The organism is Candidatus Margulisiibacteriota bacterium (assembly GCA_041650855.1).
Lineage (GTDB): Bacteria > Margulisbacteria > WOR-1 > O2-12-FULL-45-9 > XYB2-FULL-48-7 > JALOPZ01.
The window spans coordinates 229,625-245,062 of the sequence record JBAZKJ010000001.1 but is presented as its reverse complement, the minus strand read 5'-3'; the positions used below and the strand labels follow the sequence as shown (position 1 = coordinate 245,062).

The following is a 15,438-nucleotide window of genomic DNA, read 5'->3' as shown; positions in this document are numbered from 1 at the left end:
TTGGTAAGGGTTGCAATATATATAAGAATATCTGCTGAAAAAGAGGATCGCGAGGATCGGTCTTTGGATACCCAACAGCTGCGATGTATTGAATGGTGTAAACATCAATTTCCATCAGGCTTTGATCACGAAGTCTTTTCTGATATTTGTTCGGGCACAATTGAAATCAACAACAGAGAATCGGGGAAGCTGCTAATAAAGAAGCTTAAAGAGTTCGATTATATTGTTGTTAACCGACTTGACCGGATGTTCAGAAATGTTGCTGATTGTAGCGAAAAGCTAAAGGTATATAAACAGCAGGACGTAAAGTTCGTTTCTCTTTCGGAGCATATAGATACTTCTAATGCTATCGGAGATCTTTTAGTCAACATTGTCTCATCAATCGCACAATTTGAAGCTAAATTAGATGGGGAAAGAATAAGGGAGACTAATGCGGCAACAGCAGCTTCTGGTAGATGGACAGGAGGGCAATATGCGCCTTATGGTTATGACTATGATAAAGACGATAAGGATAATAAAGGGCTAAAGATCAATAGTGATGAGTCATCAACGATCAAAATGATATTTCGTTGGTTTACAAAAGACTTATTGAGCGGAAGGGCGATCGCCGACAAGTTAAATGCGATGAAAGTGTTCACTAAGGCCGGCAAAATGTGGATGAGCCAAAGAGTCTTAGCAGTTATAAGGAATCCGATCTACACCGGTAAAATTGCTTATGGTAGACGAAGGCCTGTTTTAAGTACTACGAGAAGCGACAAGAGATGGTGGAAACAAGCAGAATCAAAAGACTGGCAAATAGCTAAGGGATTACATAAGCCGATAATTGATGAAGAGGAATTCAGAACGGCTCAAAAGATGCTGGGAGAAAGGAAAAAGACCGCATCTTTTAGTCGGCTCAAAAGGTATCATCTTTTAACCGGGCTAATCCGTTGTGGTTTGTGTGGCTATTCAATGGGAGTTAAAACATGTAGATCAACCCCTAAGCACCCCAGGAAGACGTCATTTAGCACATATTACTGTCGTGGATATCTTTATGGGGGGAAACATTACTGTAAAGGTGTTAATGCTAATTATAAGCGATTAAATGATGCTGTTGTTCAAGCGGTAAAAGAGAATATTGAGGGGACAACTTTTGTTGATGAGTTTAATGAGCACCTCAAAAGCAGGAAAAAGAAAGAAATTGTCGACATTGAGCCATATGTTAAGCGGCTCAATGAGAAATATAGCAAGCAAATTGAGATGTATGAAAATGGATTAATTACTCTGGATCAGCTAAAACAAAGAAAAGAGGCTTTGGATAAAGAGAAGGCAGACCTGTTCCAATCATCAAAGAATGAAACCAAGCAAGCCGTCTCAATAGGTAAAATGAAAAAATTCACATCAATCTGGAGAAAGATGACTGACGTAAAGCGCAAGATGTTCTTACGAGAATTGATCGAGGTAATAATCGTAAAGAAGGATAGGGCGGTGATTAAATTCAAGCATTTAAAGCTAAATGGATGGGAAACAGAGAAAATAATTCATGGCTATTAAGCCAAATAATCACTGATGTGTTTATGGGGCTAATGAAGTTTCGACGGCAAGGATCAGCATAATTAATTATAACATTTTTGCTATAATCAGTTACTATATGCCAGATCAGGATCTAACCGCCCGGGTCGTCGCCCAGTATCGGGGTAAATACCGCGTCAGAAGCGGCGCCGCCGAGTGCTGGGCCGAAGTGACCGGCAAAATGATGTTCTCCGCCGCAGCCAAGACCGATTATCCGGTCGTTGGCGATCTGGTCATAATATCAGAGTTGGAGCCCGGCCATGCGGTGATCCGGGAAATATTGTCCCGCAGAACTATTCTGTCCCGTAAAGCTGCGGGCCAGGATGATGTACAGCCGATCGCGGCTAATATAGATGTGGCTTTTGTGGTCCAGGCGGTTGACCGGGACTTCAATCTGAACCGGTTGGAGCGGTATTTGACGATCGTTAAAGCGGGCAAGATCGAGCCGGTCATTGTGCTGAACAAAAGCGATCTGGCGTCAGAAGAGGAATTAGCGGACAAAGTCGCGCAGCTCAAAGAGCGATTCCGGGATATCGAGATCGTCACGACCAGCGCGGCCGACGGCTCCGGGATCGCCGGATTGCGTCAAGCCATCAGCAAAGGAAAGGTCTATTGTTTTGTCGGATCTTCCGGGGTGGGCAAGTCATCGCTTATTAACGAGTTGCTGGGCCAAGAGCTGTTAAAGACGAAAATGATCAGCGCCTCCACCAAAAAGGGGAGACATGCCACCACTCACCGTGAACTGTTTGTCCTTAAAAACGGCGGCATGGTCATCGATAATCCGGGGATCAGGGAGGTTGGCTTGGCTCAGGTAGGCGAAGCGGTGGCGGATGTTTTCAGTGATATCTCTGCGATAGCTAAGGCTTGTAAATTTGCCGATTGCACCCACGACCACGAACCGGGTTGCGCCGTTCTGGCTGCGGTCCGCTCCGGGGAATTAAGCGAGGCCAAGTATCAGAACTATCTTAAGCTGAAAAAGGAATCCGCTCATTATGATCTATCGAGCCTGGAAAGGAAGCAGAAAGAGCGCAGTTTTGGGCGAATGCTCAAGAACTATAAGAAGCAAGCTGGCTAACGCCTTTTATTTGTAGAGCAGAAAGAAGATCCCGAAAGCGATCAGGACGATGCCCGCGTAATTTTGGCTTAACAACTTTTCCCCAAGCATAAAATAGGAGAGCAGAACGACAAAGACGTAAGTCAGGGCGGTCAAGGGAAAAACCAGGCTTAATCTGAACCAGGAGAGAATGAACAGCCAGAGAACAAAGGAAGCGGCCATCAGTCCGGCGCCCAGCAATATGTAGGGACTTCTTAACAAGCCCGGCAAGATTAGAAAAGCGTCTTTGGTGCTTTGCAGCGAAAAGCCGGCCATTTTGCTCATTCCCAGTTTCAGGAATATCTGGCCTAAAGCCATGACCAAAGTATAAATAAACATCCAGGTCAATAAATGCCGCATGACTGGTGAATTATAGCATATTAATGATTCACCCCCCTTGCTCCTGACCGCTGTAAAGTAATATAATAGTCCCGATGTACGAGCACCATAAACAGCCGCTGCTCCCCTTTAAGCATTTTATCGTTCGGCTAACCAAGAGTATCTTTATCGCCCTCGGTTTTATCGCCTTCTCGTTATGGCTGGGCGCGGTCGGTTATCATTATACGGAGGGATTATCCTGGCTGGACGCTACGCTCAACGCCTCCATGATCCTGGCCGGCATGGGACCGGTTGACGTATTGCGGACATCGTCCGGCAAAGTCTTTGCCACATTTTACGCGCTTTACAGCGGCATCGCCTTTTTGACCACGGCGGCGATCCTCCTAGCGCCGATCATCCACCGTTTCTTGCATAAGTTCCACACCCCGGGAAAATAAGGAGGAGTTATTTTGATCTGGTTAATTTGTCTGGCTCTGGTTGCCATCTTCTCGACCGTTAATATTGTTTGGTCCAAGAAACCCCGGACGGCGGCGAATATCATTGAGATCATCCTGCTTTATCTATTGGTTTTCCAGGTCGGGGTCATGGGCCTGCTGGCTTATATTAACCATGTGTGGAACGGGGCGGCGATCGCCGCGCTGATCGGTTGGCCGGCCGGCAGCCCGTTCCAGTACGAGGTCGGGATGATGAACTTGGGCCAGGGCGTGCTTGGGATCCTCTGTATCTGGTTCCGGAAAGATTTCTGGCTGGCGACCGCGATCGTTGCTTCGATTACGATGGTCGGCTGCGGCGTTGGTCACGTGCGGGAGATCATCTACAACAACAACTGGTCGCCGTATAACGCCGGCCTCGGCATCTGGATCGAGACTGTTCTGATGCCTATCGCCCTCTTAACGCTGGTCAGTATCCTTCGGCGGTGGAATAGCCGAGCAGGTTCTTGACCGCGCGGCTGGTGTTATAGAGACAGGCCATTTCGCCCGCCAGGTCGTTCCAGTTGATGACGGAGGCGGACATGACGACCGTCACATCCTGGACCGGATCGCAGAGCGCGGTCGTTAAATATCCGTTATGCGCCCCGTTATGACCGTAACCAAGCCCCGGTATCCTAAAGATCCCCAGGCCGTAGTTCCTGGCCGTGGCTTCGGTCGTCATCAGGCCGACGGTCGCGGCGTTCAAGCCCGCTGTTCCTTCGATCAGCGCTCTCATCCACTTAGCCAGGTCGGCCGGCGTGGTGATCACGTTCCCTTCAGCCAAATGGCCGGACATGTTATCGACCGTGACGTCGGTCAGGGCGCCGGACAGGTACTGGTACCCGGTCTCGAACGGAGTGGGGATAGTTCGGTCCGTCCCCAGGTAAGGGAAACTGGTCTTGGTCAAGCCGTTCGGTATTAACAGGTTTGCCTGCATGAACTGATCGTAGCGCAGGCCGGAAACCCGCTCGATGATCTTACCGAGCAGGGAATAGCCGGTATCGCTGTATTCGTAAGAAGCGCTGGGGGTAAAATTGCATAGTTCACAGGTTGCCACGACCCCGACCAGCTCGTCACAGGTGAATGTATGCTCCGGATCGATTCCCTTGACGTAATCGAGGTAGTTATACCCGGCATACGGCTCGGTTTCCGTGGAAGGAATATCCTGGTTAGTGATGTCCCACACGCCGGCCCGGTGGTTGAGGAGCAGCTTGATCGTGATTGCGTTCTTGTTGGGGATATTATAATTGGCGGTGTTCGGGACATATGGTTCGGTCGAGCCGGGGATGTTAGCGGTGATCAGGTCGTCGATATTCAGCTTCCCCTGCTGATGGAGGAGCATAATGGCCGCCGCGGTATAACTCTTAGTAGTACTGGCCCCGCGGAAATGGGTGTCCGCGGTCCCGCCCGGCATGTTGGCCGACACGTAGAAACTCCCTTTGGGGGAAATGATGTACATCGCCAAACCGCCGCCAAAGTTCGCTTTCCCCGCGCTATAGTTCGCCCACTCGGCCGCCAGTAAGGCATTAAGGTACGGCTGGTACTGGCCGGGCCCGGAGCTGCTGGTGCTGCAACCGGAGAGGAGCGAGAGACCAAGGATCGCGGCCAGGCCCAGAATAAATAATTTGTTATTCATTATAATAACGGCGTTAATTCACCGTTGGCCGGGACGAACCAGTTGTCGGCCGCGATCGGCGTTGCCGATTGTTTCGCGCCCGGTTTGAAGTCAAGCTTCTTCAGGTCGATGGCCCTTAGGTTGGTATTTTCATCGTCGATCACGTAATAAACGAGGTTCTTATGGTCGCGGACCAGGCCGTATTCGGTGATGCTGTTCTTCACTTCCCCGTTGACCAGCGTTACCCGATCGAGGATATGCCTGGCGTTATTGACCGCCTCGCGGGCATTCCTGGACCGGGCGACGAACTTGTTTAAAACATAGATCCGGGCAAAACGGCTCGGCGGGAGCGAGTCGCCCGGTAAACCGAGCATACCGCCCCGGTCGTTGTTCAGTTTATTGTACCGGGCCAGGGTTTTGACCATCTCCGGGAACGGCGGGTCGTTGGTCATGACGTTGTACGGATTATCGTAGATCTGCCACTTGCCGCCGACGAACTCGACGACCAGGCTCTTCTTGTTCCGGTCGTGAATCGCCAGATGGAGCGGCAGGAGCATGTTATTCATCTGTTTATACGGCACGCCGGTGACGACCGTTTTTGTTAACGCCAGTTTGACCTCGTCGACGGTGGCAAAACTGCCAAGTATCCAGTGGGCGACGTCGCCGATCTGGATCACTTTGCTCCGGTCAACTTTGGAGACGTCGGGATATTTGGTCGCCGTCAGCCAAAGGGTCCCGATTGATAACCCTTTCTCGTTCAAGCCATCGGTAAAAGCGGGGAGGTGGGCGACGTTGGTCCCGACAAAACCGTACTTTGACGTCCACTTCATGTAAGTGTCGGTCTCCGAGAGGGCGGAAACGCACTTCTCGCCGCGGGGGACGACCACGACCTGCGCCTGCAGTTCGAGACCAAAGTCCATTGTCCGGGCGGAGACCACCTGGGAACCGGAATTATTAAGCAGGAAGTCGGAACAGGCGAGGGCGGGCAGGGCCAAGACCGCGGCCAGCAGAACGAACAATGTTTTTTTCATTGAAACCTCCATAGTTAAGAATGATTTTGCCACTCCCGCCTTTCCTTGTCAATGGAGTCCGCGACGCGATAGAGCAATAAAGATGAAAATGTTGAAATATTGTCTTCTTTATGACGACAGTTATCCGGAAGTTAACATGGCAATTGCCAGGATCGCACCGCGAATAATCCAGCCCAAAAGAAGGCTGGCCCTATTGGTCAACCAGGCGGACCAGCCGGCTGACTGGTCGATCCCGTATTCCCGGATCTTGGCCCGGTCAGGGAACTGGGGGAGAGGGAATTGCTCGATCTATCAGCTGGAAGCGGCCCTAAGGGGCGGGCGGCTGGACCTCCGGTCGGACGCGGCCTATCATCTGGAACACCGGGAGAAAATAACCGGGCCGGAGCGCGACCGGCGCGTAGCTGAGGCCTGCGGGACGGTCGAGATCGCTTACAATGAAATGATCGACAATAAAGACCCGGCCTGGGGATACGGAGTGATCGAGCGGCGGGCGAATTTTTCCGACGACCTAAGTTGGGGGCTGGCGCAGATGTGCTTCAATATCCATTGTGCCGTTGATGTTTACAAATATCGGGCCGGCTCAAGGGTTGCTTATGAACAAATCCTCAAAGTATTCCCCGACCTGGCGGATCCCCAGGCCGCCGTTTACCGCGCGCTGGCGTCTTTCTCGCAAGTCGCGGATAAGGATACTTTGACGCTCATGTTTGTCCGGGCGCACGGCCTGCCGGACCGGATCGGGGACCTGCTTTACCGGGAGCTGCTGGACAAGCTCGACGCCATTGCCGGTAAAAAGGTGCTGGTTTTTATGGCCTGCCATTCAGGGGCCGTTGTTGACCATGTGCGTGCTCGGGCGACCGCCGCGGATTATCTGGTCATTCCGTCGACCATGAAAAAAGATCTCGGCTGGAATTGGGGCGAAGATGTCATGCTCGACGAGCTGGCGCTGCTGGTCAAGGACAGCCGGCCGCTGACCGAATTCGGCGACGCGCGGATCTTCCACGCGGCCGGCGAGCGGCAAGCCGCCGTCCCTTATTACCCCTTTGACGCTGTTCTTTAACAAAAACCCGGATTATAATGATGAGTCATGAATAAATGGCTTGGCCTCGCGTTGATCTTGCTGATCGTGATTTGCCTCGGCTTGGGGTTTTTCTTTATTAACCGGAAAGAGCCGGGGACAACCTACGAGGGCGTCCTCCCCGGCGCCGATTGCGCGGGCTTAAAGACCGAGCTGACTTTGTACCAGGACGGCACTTATTTCTTGAAGGAAACCTATCTGGCGACGCGGGACGGGGACAAAACATTCACTTCCGCCGGTAAGTGGCAGACGGTCAAGTTCGGTAAGTACGAGATCATCCAGTTGAACTACAACAAACCGCAAGAGATCTACAACTTCCGCCAAAAAGACGCCGATCATCTTGTCGTTGTCGATAAAGAGCTAAAAATGATCGATTGTCCGATGAATTTGACGTTGAGCAGAAAGAAATAATAAGACTCGTCTGTTTGGCTTATAAATATCAGATAATCTGTTTGTAGAAGTGTCTTAAGATCAACTGTCGAAAATCACTACATTTCCCCCGTTGTTCCTCGTGGCAATAAGATTGCTATAGGCTGGACATGAACGAACTTGTCCCGCTTGAGCGGATCGAAAGCAAAATATACTTGATCAGGGGACAAAAGGTGATGCTGGATCGGGATCTGGCCGCCCTGTATGGAGTGGCGACTAAAGTGCTAAAACAAGCGGTAAATAGGAATCTGGACCGGTTTCCAGAGGACTTCATGTTTGAACTTGATCGGAAAGAGTTCGATGATTGGAGGTCACAATTTGTGACCTCCAACGCGGATAGGATGGGGTTGCGGTGGCGCCCTTACGCCTTTACCGAACAAGGCGTCGCAATGCTTTCATCGGTCCTTAATAGCGAACGGGCAATACAGGTTAATATTCAGATCATGCGGGCGTTTGTGAAGTTCAAACAGGCGCTATTTTTCCATAAGGAACTGGCGCTGAAGCTCGACCTATTGGAAGAGCGGTTTGGCAAACGATTGGATAAGCATGAGCGGGAGATCGGCGCGATCTTTGAAGCGATCCGCAAAATGTTGATCGTGGAAGAGAGGCCAAAGAAGCGAATAGGGTTTATTTGAGAAGCTGCTTAGCAAATTCCCGCGCGTTTTGGATATCCTTTTCGTTCGGCCGGCCCTTGCTGATGCCGCCGAAAAAGTACTTGATGAAACTGAAGTCGATAAACCCCGGGCAGGTAAAATCACCGATCACCGCAAACCCCTTTTGTGCCAACAGCGGTTTGAACCGGTCGTTAAAAAGTTTCAAACCGAACGTGTTGGTGGAAAAAACAAAGGCCTTTTTCCCTTTTAGCTCGGGCAGCCTGGCGACCAGGTCCAGGATGCCGACATGGAATTTGCTGTCGTAAACCCCGGAACCGAACCCGATCAGGTCGTAGCCGGCTAGGGAGGTCGGATCAACATCCGCCGGCGCCGCGATCTTCGCACCCAGGACCTCGGCTATCGCCCGGGCGACCTTTAGCGTGTTCTGGTGATGGTAGGAAGCGCAGATTAGTAACGTTTTCATCGGGAAGCTCCTTTAACGAACAGCATTTTCGAGAAAGCGAAGACCCAGTTGTCGGGCAGCAGGCGTTTCAGGAACAAAAGGAATTTGCCGTCCGTTCCGACCACGTAGCGGAACTTGTTGCGGTTGTCGGAGGCCGCGCGGTAGATCACCTCGGCCGCTTCCCGGGGCGGGTGGCCGCCCTTATCCATCTGCTCGATCCACGGTTTGACCCGGGCGATAAAGGGCTCGTAATCGGTCAGCTTGGGGTCGACCAGAATATCGGCCGAGGAGTGGCTGAACTCGGTCTTGATCCCCGCCGGCTCGACGACCTTCACCTTGATATTTAACGGTTCCAGCTCAAAACGGAGCGCTTCGGAAAAACCTTCCACCGCCCATTTGGTCGAATTGTAAAGCGTGTAGAGCGGGAAAGTCGTCCGCCCGGCGACCGAAGTGACGTTGATGATCAGGCCATTCCGGCGCTGACGGAAATGGGGAAGGACCGCTCTGGTAACTGCCATTAAACCGAACAGGTTCGTCTCGTACTGGCGCACGATCTGCTCCCGGGTCGCCGCCTCAAAAGGACCGACCGCGCCGTAGCCGGCGTTGTTCAATAAGACGTCGATCCCGCCGAACCTGGCGATCGTCGCGGCGACCGCCGCCTCGATCGTTTCCGGTTCCGTGACGTCGAGCGCCGGGCAAAAGATCCCCGGCAGGGCGCTTTTCCCCGGCTGGCGCATCGTCGCCGCCACGTTCCAGCCGCGCGCCTGGAAGAGGAGGGCCGTTTCTTTGCCGATTCCTTGCGAAGCGCCAGTGAGCAAAATGGTTTTCTTGTCCATATCACGATTTTCCCACCCGCGACCCTTTCTGTCAAATATGTTGAAATAACCGCCGAACATCGCCGAAAATAGCTTTGAACGGTTTTGGCGCAATAAGGAGCAAATAAATGGGGGTTACAACTGTTGGACCGGCGCGCACGGCCGGCCCGACCCGGCCGGTAAACAATTTCGAACGGATCACGCGGCGGAAACAGGAGCAATTCAACCGGCTGCCACTGAGCGGTTTCCGGGACCCGTCGGTCAAAGGACTGGTCAGGGAGATCGTCGAAGGCCGTAAACAGGCGGCCGCGGAATACGCCGCCGGGAACGATTTCCTGAACGCCGGTTTCCAGCTCGGCCACGCCTCTTCCGCCGTCGAAATTTTTGCCAAATATTTTCTGGTGCAGGAGCGGACGGGCGACCCCCTGCCGGTGAGCCAGCCGGAAGCGGTTACCCTTTTGCAGGAAGCGCTCGCTTTGCGCACCGCATCGCTGCAGCAGTTCCAGCGGCTGAAAAGATCGACCCTGCAGATCGCCTACGCGCTCTCTTACCGGGCCAACGCCTTGAGCTTCCTGCGCAAGAACGCCCCGGGATTCGACACGCTCGCCAATCTGGAAGAGGTGATCGAGAATAAGGAGCGGGCTTACCGGTTGTTCTCCGATAAGCGGGAAATGCGCGGCGCGACCTTTGAGCTCGATAACCTGGTCTCGCTCTATTTCGAAAAAGGGGAACGGTTCGACGCGGAATGTTACTTAAAAGCCGCCGAACGAGCGCTTGCCATGTACGAGCTGATCAAAGATGCCTTGGCGGCCCTGCCGAGAGCGGTTAGCCCGTTGAAAAGAGCGGTGTCCGCCTACCGGCGTTACGCGCGGCAGGTAAGTGATCCGGAGAAACGGACGTCTTATTCCCAGCTCGCGGACCGGCTGGAGAAAGGGATCAAGGCTCCGGCGTCGGCGCGTTAGTCGTCCCCGTTATCCACTGGCCCGGGTTCAACCAGCTCGCTTCGTAGGTCGTCGCGAAGTGGACATAAGCATCGCCGGCCGCTTCCAGCAAGGTCAGCTCCGGTAACTCAAAAGCGTAAAATATCCTGGTCGCCCGCGCCCCCTGGACGAAACACCACGCCTCCACTGTTATCCCCGTTGCCTGCCGGATCAATGTCGCCATATCGGCATAACGCTGGGAATATTCTCCCCAGATCAGGTCGGCTTCAAACGTGGTGACCGGGTGCGGGTCGGTGTAATGGACCCCTTCGATCGAGACGGTCCCGTCGCTCAGCGGGTAAGCGCGTTCGTACCAGTATTCCTTGTTCATCGTGATATAAGAGGGATATTGCTGGGCGGTCGACGTCGTCGTCCCTTCATCCCAGATCGCCCGGTAAGTTTCGGTCGAGGTATAGCCGTTGATCGCGTTAAGGAGCACGATCAGGTTGTCGCGGTTCGGCGAACGCGACCAGAACCCGTAGCTGACGCGGACGCCGGCCCGTTGCAGTTTCGGTTCCAGCACCACCGCTTCATAAAAAAGCTTCGTGGTAAAGTCCTGGCTGGAAAGTTCGGCCAGTTTAACGAGCGGATCGGTAAAGATCGGGCCGGTCGAGGGTTGGCTTTGCTGGCCGCAACCGACAAGCGCAAAAAGGCCGATCGCCAGCAGGAAAAGATCAACGGCTCGTTTTTTCACGCTGGTATTATAACAGAAATGGGGAAAAGGGACTGGGGAACTGAGGAACCAAAAGCATTAATGGGTGAAATGTCGGGGACTGCCGGGCGATAAAAAGGGTATGCTCGCGGCAAACAAAACCAGGCAGGCCAGTAATTTTCTTGCCACCCGGCAGGCGATTATCAACCGGGTCAAAAGCGCCGGTGTTGGCGGGGCGGGCGATTTCCATCCGTTAAAACTCGGCCTTGGCTTGACCGATCGCTGTAATTCTCGGTGCGCTTACTGTTCCGCCAGCGTTGGGCCTGACGGGAAAGAGTTAATGTCGCCGGAGATCATGGCCAAAGCGCTTGTTGGAGCAAGAGAGAGCGGTATTCCCGCGGTCGTTTTGACCGGCGGAGAACCGACCACCCGCTTTGAAACTTTACTGGGAGCGGCGGCGCTGGCTATCAGGGCGGCATGGCTGCTGGCGATCCAGACCAACACCAAAATGCCGGAGTTGACCGCCGTCAGATTGTTCGACCGGCTCTGGCAGAACGGGTGGGGAAGCCGGACAGAGAACGTTTTACAATTCAACCTTTCTTACGCTTTGTCGCGTTCCGAAGAGGAAGCCAGGGGGCTTATTAATTTTGTCCGCTTGTTCGGTGAGAGCGGCCTTAATGGACAGATCGTCATCGAGGCTTTGCACGACCAGCCGATCCCCGCAGAGGAAGGGATCGAGATCATGAATCACCGGTTGGGCGACAGGCTAACCGGTTTGGGGTACCTGTTCCAGACCGGAGAGAAGCGCCTCAGGGTCTTGAACAATTTCCCTTTAATGGTAGGCCGCGCGAAGGTCCTAAGAGAAATGCCGCTCGGGGCGATCATCCGGGAAAATAGTCCGTTGCTGGAGCTCGATTCTTACCGCCGGGTCGAGCAAATCGCCGAGGATACTATTGCCGTTGATCCGCTCGGTTTTGTCTACCCGGCCGGATTATACATGTATCTCGGGTTGTACCCGATCGGCGACCTGGTCGAGAACACGCTTCCCCGGATCATTGCCGACGCCAATTTTGACCCGGTCCTGATCATGATCAGCCGGGGAATGGCGGGCGACTTGTATCGGCTGGCTGCTAACCTCTATCCCGAGTTCGGCCGGTTAACGGCAACGTGCGCCGACCCGTTCGAAGTGATCGCCGACATTCTGGAAGAGCCGGACAAAGCCCTGGCGATCATGGACAAAGCGGCCGATTACCTGAAGATCACCGCCAGGGAATAGACGAACATCGTCAGGTGGATGAGAGGCAAGGCGGCCAGCTTCGGGATCGGCAGTTTTTCCTGCAGGCAGATAACATTGGCGATAATGATCAGGATAAAGCCGAGCAGGAACCAGACGGGAACGACGCTGCCATAAAAATACAAGAGTGAGCCGCCGACCAGCAGGTGGAGCAGTGAAAACCCGGCGATCCACGCTTTTGCCCCGTTGATCCCGTACAGGATCGGGATCGCCTTCATCCCCCGGGCCCGGTCGTTCTTCACGTCGATCAAGTCGTTGATCCCCAGGTGAGCTTCCGCCAGCGGATAGAAAAAGAGGAAGATCAGCAGCGCCGCCGGGTCGGGATGCGCCACGCACAAGTAGCCGGCGACGGGAAAGAGGGCGAAATCGGTCCGGCCGATCAGTTGCGACCAGGGGAAAGACTGCCGCCGTTTCTTCAATTGGTAGAAAGCCTCCGCCGCAAAACTGTAACAGCCGATCGCCATGACGTAGAGCGAGTGCGGGAAAGGAAGCGAGAGCGTTAAGCCGACCGCGCCCAGGAAACAGGCGGCGAACAACCCCCAGGCGGCGCGGACGCTGATCGTGCCGTTGGCCAGCGGCCGGGTATGGAAGGGGCGGAAATAATTGGTCAGGTCCGGTTCGACGTCTTTCTTGTCGTGATCGACGTCGATCAGGTCGTTCAGGATAAAACCGCATTCAAAGCCGAACGCGGCGATCAGGACCGCCTTGACGACCAGTCCGACCGAGAAGCCGCCGTGGAGAATAAAGCCGAGGAACAGCCCGCCGCAGAAGATCGCCGGCCAGGCGGGAAGGAAATGGAGCCGGAGCAGGTCGAGATAGGCTTTAAATTGTTTCATTTAACCGCTATGGCGAAGGACTGGCGCGGTGCGCCGGCGGCCAGGTTGAATTTCTTCAGGTCGACCGTTTTCCAGGCGGTATTATCGTAGGTCTTGAAGTAAAGGACCCGATTGGTCAGGTCTTTAATCACTACCCACTGGGCGAAGCCGTATAAAAAGACGTCGGGCACTTCGGTCGGTTCCTTGACCGCCCCTTTCGGGATATCGACGATGTTAAGCAGGTGTTCGGCCAGGTTGACGGCCCCGGCCGCGTTTTTCGGCGGGAGGGCGGCGTCCAGGGCGAAGGCCAGGCGGACGAAGCGGGAGGGCGGCGTCCAGTCGCCCGGCAACCCGTGCAAACCGCTGCCGACGCCGGTCGCTTCGATCTTGACGCCGTTGAGCGTTTTCGCCGCGACGTCGCGGGCGTTCAGGTTGACGTAATTACGCAGGTTGCTCAGCTGCCAGTCGAAACCGGGGCGGTTGGTCATCACCCCGAGCGGATTGTCATAGACCTGCCTTTTCCCGCCGATGAACTCGATCACCAGGCTGCGGCCGGACGCGTCGTGCACGGCGATGTGCATCCCCAGGTCCTTGAGCTTTTTGTTGCGGGGGGCGGTAATGCTGACCGTCGTCAGCGCCGCTTTCACTTCGTCGACGGTGGCAAAGCTGCCGAGCAGCCAGGGGCCGAAAGAGTCGACCGGCAGGGAGCGGCCGGCGACTGCCGGCTCATATTCCGCGCCGGCGTACATCAGCCCGTCGAGCGACAGCCCTTTTTCGTTGAAGCCTTCCACGTAAGCGTCCTTGATGCCGAACGCGTTGATCGCCAGGAAACCGTATTGCCCGGCGCCGCGCGGGACGACGCAGACCTCGGATTTAAGATCGACCGGGAATTCCATTGAACGACCGACCACGATCGTGCCGTCCTGGGCTTTGACCCGGAAATCGCTGCAGGCGGCGGCAAGCGGAGCAAGCAAACAGACGATCAGGGGCAGGAGCACGAAGACCGATCTTGATTTGTTCATTTTTTCCTCCCGGTTAGTGCGGGGTCCGGGCAGTATTATAGCAAAATGGCCGGGGCCTTACAGTAGATTGGATAGAGGGAGAGAAAAGGGGCAGACCAGATCGAACCGGGAGAACTGTTCGCCGAACGCCCGCCGGCAGGCGAGCGCGATCTTCGGCAGGTCGTTTTCCCGGACGAAGAATTCCGCCGGAACGGCGGGATCGAACGATTTGACCAGGCCGGTGATCGCCAGCCGGACGTATCCCCCGGTGTAACTGACGGCCGCCCGGTAGACCCGGTCGCCGTAAAGCTCGAGGAAAACCGGCGAGAACATCTTAACGCACTCGCTGTGTTCGCCGTCCGCGCCGACAAAATCCCGGTTGTCCATCCGGCTGATCTTCGGGAGGATAAGCGACGCGTCGTCGGTGATCCCCGGCAGCCCGGCAAAGAGATACGCGCCGTGCCCGTCTTTCAGCGCCAGGTGCCGTTCGCTCGGCTTGATCGGGCGGGGGAGCGTCAGCGTATTGCCGATGAAGATCTGGCCGGTGCTCCCCGTGACGAGGGGGAGGGATTCGGCGCGCGTGGGATCGGCGATCAGCCTGACGTTCGACTTTTGCAGGGCGATCTCGAAAACCTTTTTTTCCAGGGGGGTCAGGTCGTGGTCGCCGCCCAGCAGCAGGGAATCCCTGACCTTTTGCAGGTATGGGGCGCTGCTCGGCTCCCCGGCGAACCGCCGCAGGCTAAAACCGTTCTCGCTCCGGGCCAGGCCGTATTTTTTCCCCCGCTGCAGGGCGATGAACAACTGGAAGAAGTCCATCCCGAGATTGTCGGACAGCAGGTCGAGCTCCAGCGTTCCGCCGGAGCGGACAAAGGCGCTAAGCAGCGCGAAGTTCCGCATATAGTTCAGCTGGGAGGAAAAAGTGGCCGTTGGATTGGTTTCGTAATCGAGCGGTTCGCGGCCGGTCAGCCCCTTGACCCGGTCGGCTTCGGCCAGCAGGTTTTTTTCCAGGCCGAGCAGGGCGAGGGAATACCGCCTGGTAAAAGCGTTGCCCAACTGGGCGCCCACCTCCGGGTGATCCGGCCGGAGCTGGTCGAACAGCGCGCGGGCCCGGTTCGCTCCGGAAAAACTGCCGTGGTCATTGAGCAGTTCGCTGCTCCGGAGCGTCATTGTCCGCCGGGGGGCGATGGTGGAAACGCTTACCATGCCCTTTTATCGCCCGGAA

The 15,438-nt window shown here is 54.8% G+C and carries 18 protein-coding genes; 9 read left to right on the top strand and 9 right to left on the bottom strand.

Annotated features, from left to right (window positions below):
• Both WC529_01265 and rsgA read left to right on the top strand, forming a co-directional pair.
• On the top strand, positions 1 to 1,533 hold the full coding sequence (locus WC529_01265) for a recombinase family protein (protein ID MFA5112905.1): 1,533 nt from the start codon (positions 1 to 3) through the stop codon (positions 1,531 to 1,533).
• Between the two features lie 97 nt (positions 1,534 to 1,630).
• Positions 1,631 to 2,626, top strand: coding sequence for a ribosome small subunit-dependent GTPase A (gene rsgA, locus WC529_01260; GenBank protein ID MFA5112904.1), 996 nt, complete (start codon positions 1,631 to 1,633; stop codon positions 2,624 to 2,626).
• Between the two features lie 6 nt (positions 2,627 to 2,632).
• On the opposite strand, the gene WC529_01255 is transcribed toward rsgA, so the two are convergent.
• A complete protein-coding gene (locus WC529_01255; protein ID MFA5112903.1) occupies positions 2,633 to 3,004 on the bottom strand; it encodes an EamA family transporter in 372 nt (123 codons plus the stop codon).
• 74 nt (positions 3,005 to 3,078) lie between these two features.
• On the opposite strand from WC529_01255, the gene WC529_01250 reads away from it, so the two are divergent.
• Positions 3,079 to 3,420, top strand: coding sequence for a hypothetical protein (locus WC529_01250; protein ID MFA5112902.1), 342 nt, complete (start codon positions 3,079 to 3,081; stop codon positions 3,418 to 3,420).
• Positions 3,421 to 3,432: 12 nt separating this feature from the next.
• Positions 3,433 to 3,924 (top strand): DUF6790 family protein, encoded by a 492-nt coding sequence (locus WC529_01245; GenBank protein MFA5112901.1) that lies wholly within the window; start codon positions 3,433 to 3,435, stop codon positions 3,922 to 3,924.
• Here WC529_01245 and WC529_01240 read toward each other — a convergent pair.
• Together WC529_01240 and WC529_01235 are read right to left on the bottom strand one after the other, a co-directional pair.
• On the bottom strand, positions 3,884 to 5,089 hold the full coding sequence (locus WC529_01240; protein ID MFA5112900.1) for a serine hydrolase domain-containing protein: 1,206 nt from the start codon (positions 5,087 to 5,089) through the stop codon (positions 3,884 to 3,886). The two genes, WC529_01245 and WC529_01240, sit on opposite strands and share 41 nt — an antisense overlap.
• Positions 5,089 to 6,099: a linear amide C-N hydrolase gene (locus WC529_01235; GenBank protein MFA5112899.1), complete on the bottom strand. Its 1,011-nt coding sequence runs from the start codon at positions 6,097 to 6,099 to the stop codon at positions 5,089 to 5,091. Before WC529_01235 ends, WC529_01240 begins: the two co-directional genes overlap by 1 nt.
• 82 nt (positions 6,100 to 6,181) lie before the next feature.
• On the opposite strand from WC529_01235, the gene WC529_01230 reads away from it, so the two are divergent.
• From WC529_01230 to WC529_01220, 3 genes are all read left to right on the top strand, one after another.
• Positions 6,182 to 7,156, top strand: a complete 975-nt coding sequence (locus WC529_01230) for a hypothetical protein (protein ID MFA5112898.1) — start codon at positions 6,182 to 6,184, stop codon at positions 7,154 to 7,156.
• Between the two features lie 27 nt (positions 7,157 to 7,183).
• Positions 7,184 to 7,585 carry a copper resistance protein NlpE gene (locus WC529_01225; protein MFA5112897.1) on the top strand — a complete coding sequence of 134 codons (402 nt, stop codon included), beginning with the start codon at positions 7,184 to 7,186 and terminating at the stop codon, positions 7,583 to 7,585.
• A gap of 128 nt (positions 7,586 to 7,713) precedes the next feature.
• Positions 7,714 to 8,238, top strand: coding sequence for an ORF6N domain-containing protein (locus WC529_01220; GenBank protein MFA5112896.1), 525 nt, complete (start codon positions 7,714 to 7,716; stop codon positions 8,236 to 8,238).
• Here WC529_01220 and WC529_01215 read toward each other — a convergent pair.
• Positions 8,231 to 8,680 (bottom strand): flavodoxin family protein, encoded by a 450-nt coding sequence (locus WC529_01215; protein ID MFA5112895.1) that lies wholly within the window; start codon positions 8,678 to 8,680, stop codon positions 8,231 to 8,233. The two genes, WC529_01220 and WC529_01215, sit on opposite strands and share 8 nt — an antisense overlap.
• A complete protein-coding gene (locus tag WC529_01210) occupies positions 8,677 to 9,495 on the bottom strand; it encodes an SDR family oxidoreductase (protein MFA5112894.1) in 819 nt (272 codons plus the stop codon). The genes WC529_01215 and WC529_01210 overlap by 4 nt, the downstream gene beginning before the upstream one ends.
• A 107-nt stretch (positions 9,496 to 9,602) precedes the next feature.
• Between WC529_01210 and WC529_01205 the strand changes: the two genes are divergently transcribed.
• Positions 9,603 to 10,436, top strand: coding sequence for a hypothetical protein (locus tag WC529_01205; GenBank protein ID MFA5112893.1), 834 nt, complete (start codon positions 9,603 to 9,605; stop codon positions 10,434 to 10,436).
• Here WC529_01205 and WC529_01200 read toward each other — a convergent pair.
• Positions 10,411 to 11,148: a hypothetical protein gene (locus WC529_01200; protein MFA5112892.1), complete on the bottom strand. Its 738-nt coding sequence runs from the start codon at positions 11,146 to 11,148 to the stop codon at positions 10,411 to 10,413. The genes WC529_01205 and WC529_01200 overlap by 26 nt on opposite strands.
• A 100-nt stretch (positions 11,149 to 11,248) precedes the next feature.
• Here WC529_01200 and WC529_01195 point away from each other — a divergent pair, with 100 nt between their 5' ends.
• The gene (locus WC529_01195) at positions 11,249 to 12,382 is read left to right on the top strand and encodes a radical SAM protein (GenBank protein ID MFA5112891.1); all 1,134 of its coding nucleotides are present in this window, start codon (positions 11,249 to 11,251) and stop codon (positions 12,380 to 12,382) included.
• On the opposite strand, the gene WC529_01190 is transcribed toward WC529_01195, so the two are convergent.
• The 3 genes from WC529_01190 to WC529_01180 are packed head-to-tail and all read right to left on the bottom strand — an operon-like array spanning position 12,355 to position 15,419.
• The gene (locus WC529_01190; protein ID MFA5112890.1) at positions 12,355 to 13,236 is read right to left on the bottom strand and encodes a UbiA family prenyltransferase; all 882 of its coding nucleotides are present in this window, start codon (positions 13,234 to 13,236) and stop codon (positions 12,355 to 12,357) included. The genes WC529_01195 and WC529_01190 overlap by 28 nt on opposite strands.
• Positions 13,233 to 14,237: a choloylglycine hydrolase family protein gene (locus WC529_01185; GenBank protein ID MFA5112889.1), complete on the bottom strand. Its 1,005-nt coding sequence runs from the start codon at positions 14,235 to 14,237 to the stop codon at positions 13,233 to 13,235. Before WC529_01185 ends, WC529_01190 begins: the two co-directional genes overlap by 4 nt.
• A gap of 57 nt (positions 14,238 to 14,294) precedes the next feature.
• A complete protein-coding gene (locus tag WC529_01180; GenBank protein ID MFA5112888.1) occupies positions 14,295 to 15,419 on the bottom strand; it encodes a hypothetical protein in 1,125 nt (374 codons plus the stop codon).
• Positions 15,420 to 15,438 lie beyond the last annotated feature (19 nt).

Bases quoted from the DNA above. Each gene is read 5' to 3' on its own strand.
- WC529_01195 (MFA5112891.1), top strand. From the start codon at position 11,249: ATGCTCGCGGCAAACAAAACCAGGCAGGCCAGTAATTTTCTTGCCACC.
- rsgA (MFA5112904.1), top strand. From the start codon at position 1,631: ATGCCAGATCAGGATCTAACCGCCCGGGTCGTCGCCCAGTATCGGGGT.
- WC529_01215 (MFA5112895.1), bottom strand. From the start codon at position 8,680: ATGAAAACGTTACTAATCTGCGCTTCCTACCATCACCAGAACACGCTA.
- WC529_01185 (MFA5112889.1), bottom strand. From the start codon at position 14,237: ATGAACAAATCAAGATCGGTCTTCGTGCTCCTGCCCCTGATCGTCTGT.
- WC529_01235 (MFA5112899.1), bottom strand. From the start codon at position 6,099: ATGAAAAAAACATTGTTCGTTCTGCTGGCCGCGGTCTTGGCCCTGCCC.
- WC529_01190 (MFA5112890.1), bottom strand. From the start codon at position 13,236: ATGAAACAATTTAAAGCCTATCTCGACCTGCTCCGGCTCCATTTCCTT.
- WC529_01205 (MFA5112893.1), top strand. From the start codon at position 9,603: ATGGGGGTTACAACTGTTGGACCGGCGCGCACGGCCGGCCCGACCCGG.
- WC529_01255 (MFA5112903.1), bottom strand. From the start codon at position 3,004: ATGCGGCATTTATTGACCTGGATGTTTATTTATACTTTGGTCATGGCT.
- WC529_01225 (MFA5112897.1), top strand. From the start codon at position 7,184: ATGAATAAATGGCTTGGCCTCGCGTTGATCTTGCTGATCGTGATTTGC.
- WC529_01220 (MFA5112896.1), top strand. From the start codon at position 7,714: ATGAACGAACTTGTCCCGCTTGAGCGGATCGAAAGCAAAATATACTTG.
- WC529_01230 (MFA5112898.1), top strand. From the start codon at position 6,182: ATGAAAATGTTGAAATATTGTCTTCTTTATGACGACAGTTATCCGGAA.
- WC529_01180 (MFA5112888.1), bottom strand. From the start codon at position 15,419: ATGGTAAGCGTTTCCACCATCGCCCCCCGGCGGACAATGACGCTCCGG.
- WC529_01240 (MFA5112900.1), bottom strand. From the start codon at position 5,089: ATGAATAACAAATTATTTATTCTGGGCCTGGCCGCGATCCTTGGTCTC.
- WC529_01210 (MFA5112894.1), bottom strand. From the start codon at position 9,495: ATGGACAAGAAAACCATTTTGCTCACTGGCGCTTCGCAAGGAATCGGC.
- WC529_01250 (MFA5112902.1), top strand. From the start codon at position 3,079: ATGTACGAGCACCATAAACAGCCGCTGCTCCCCTTTAAGCATTTTATC.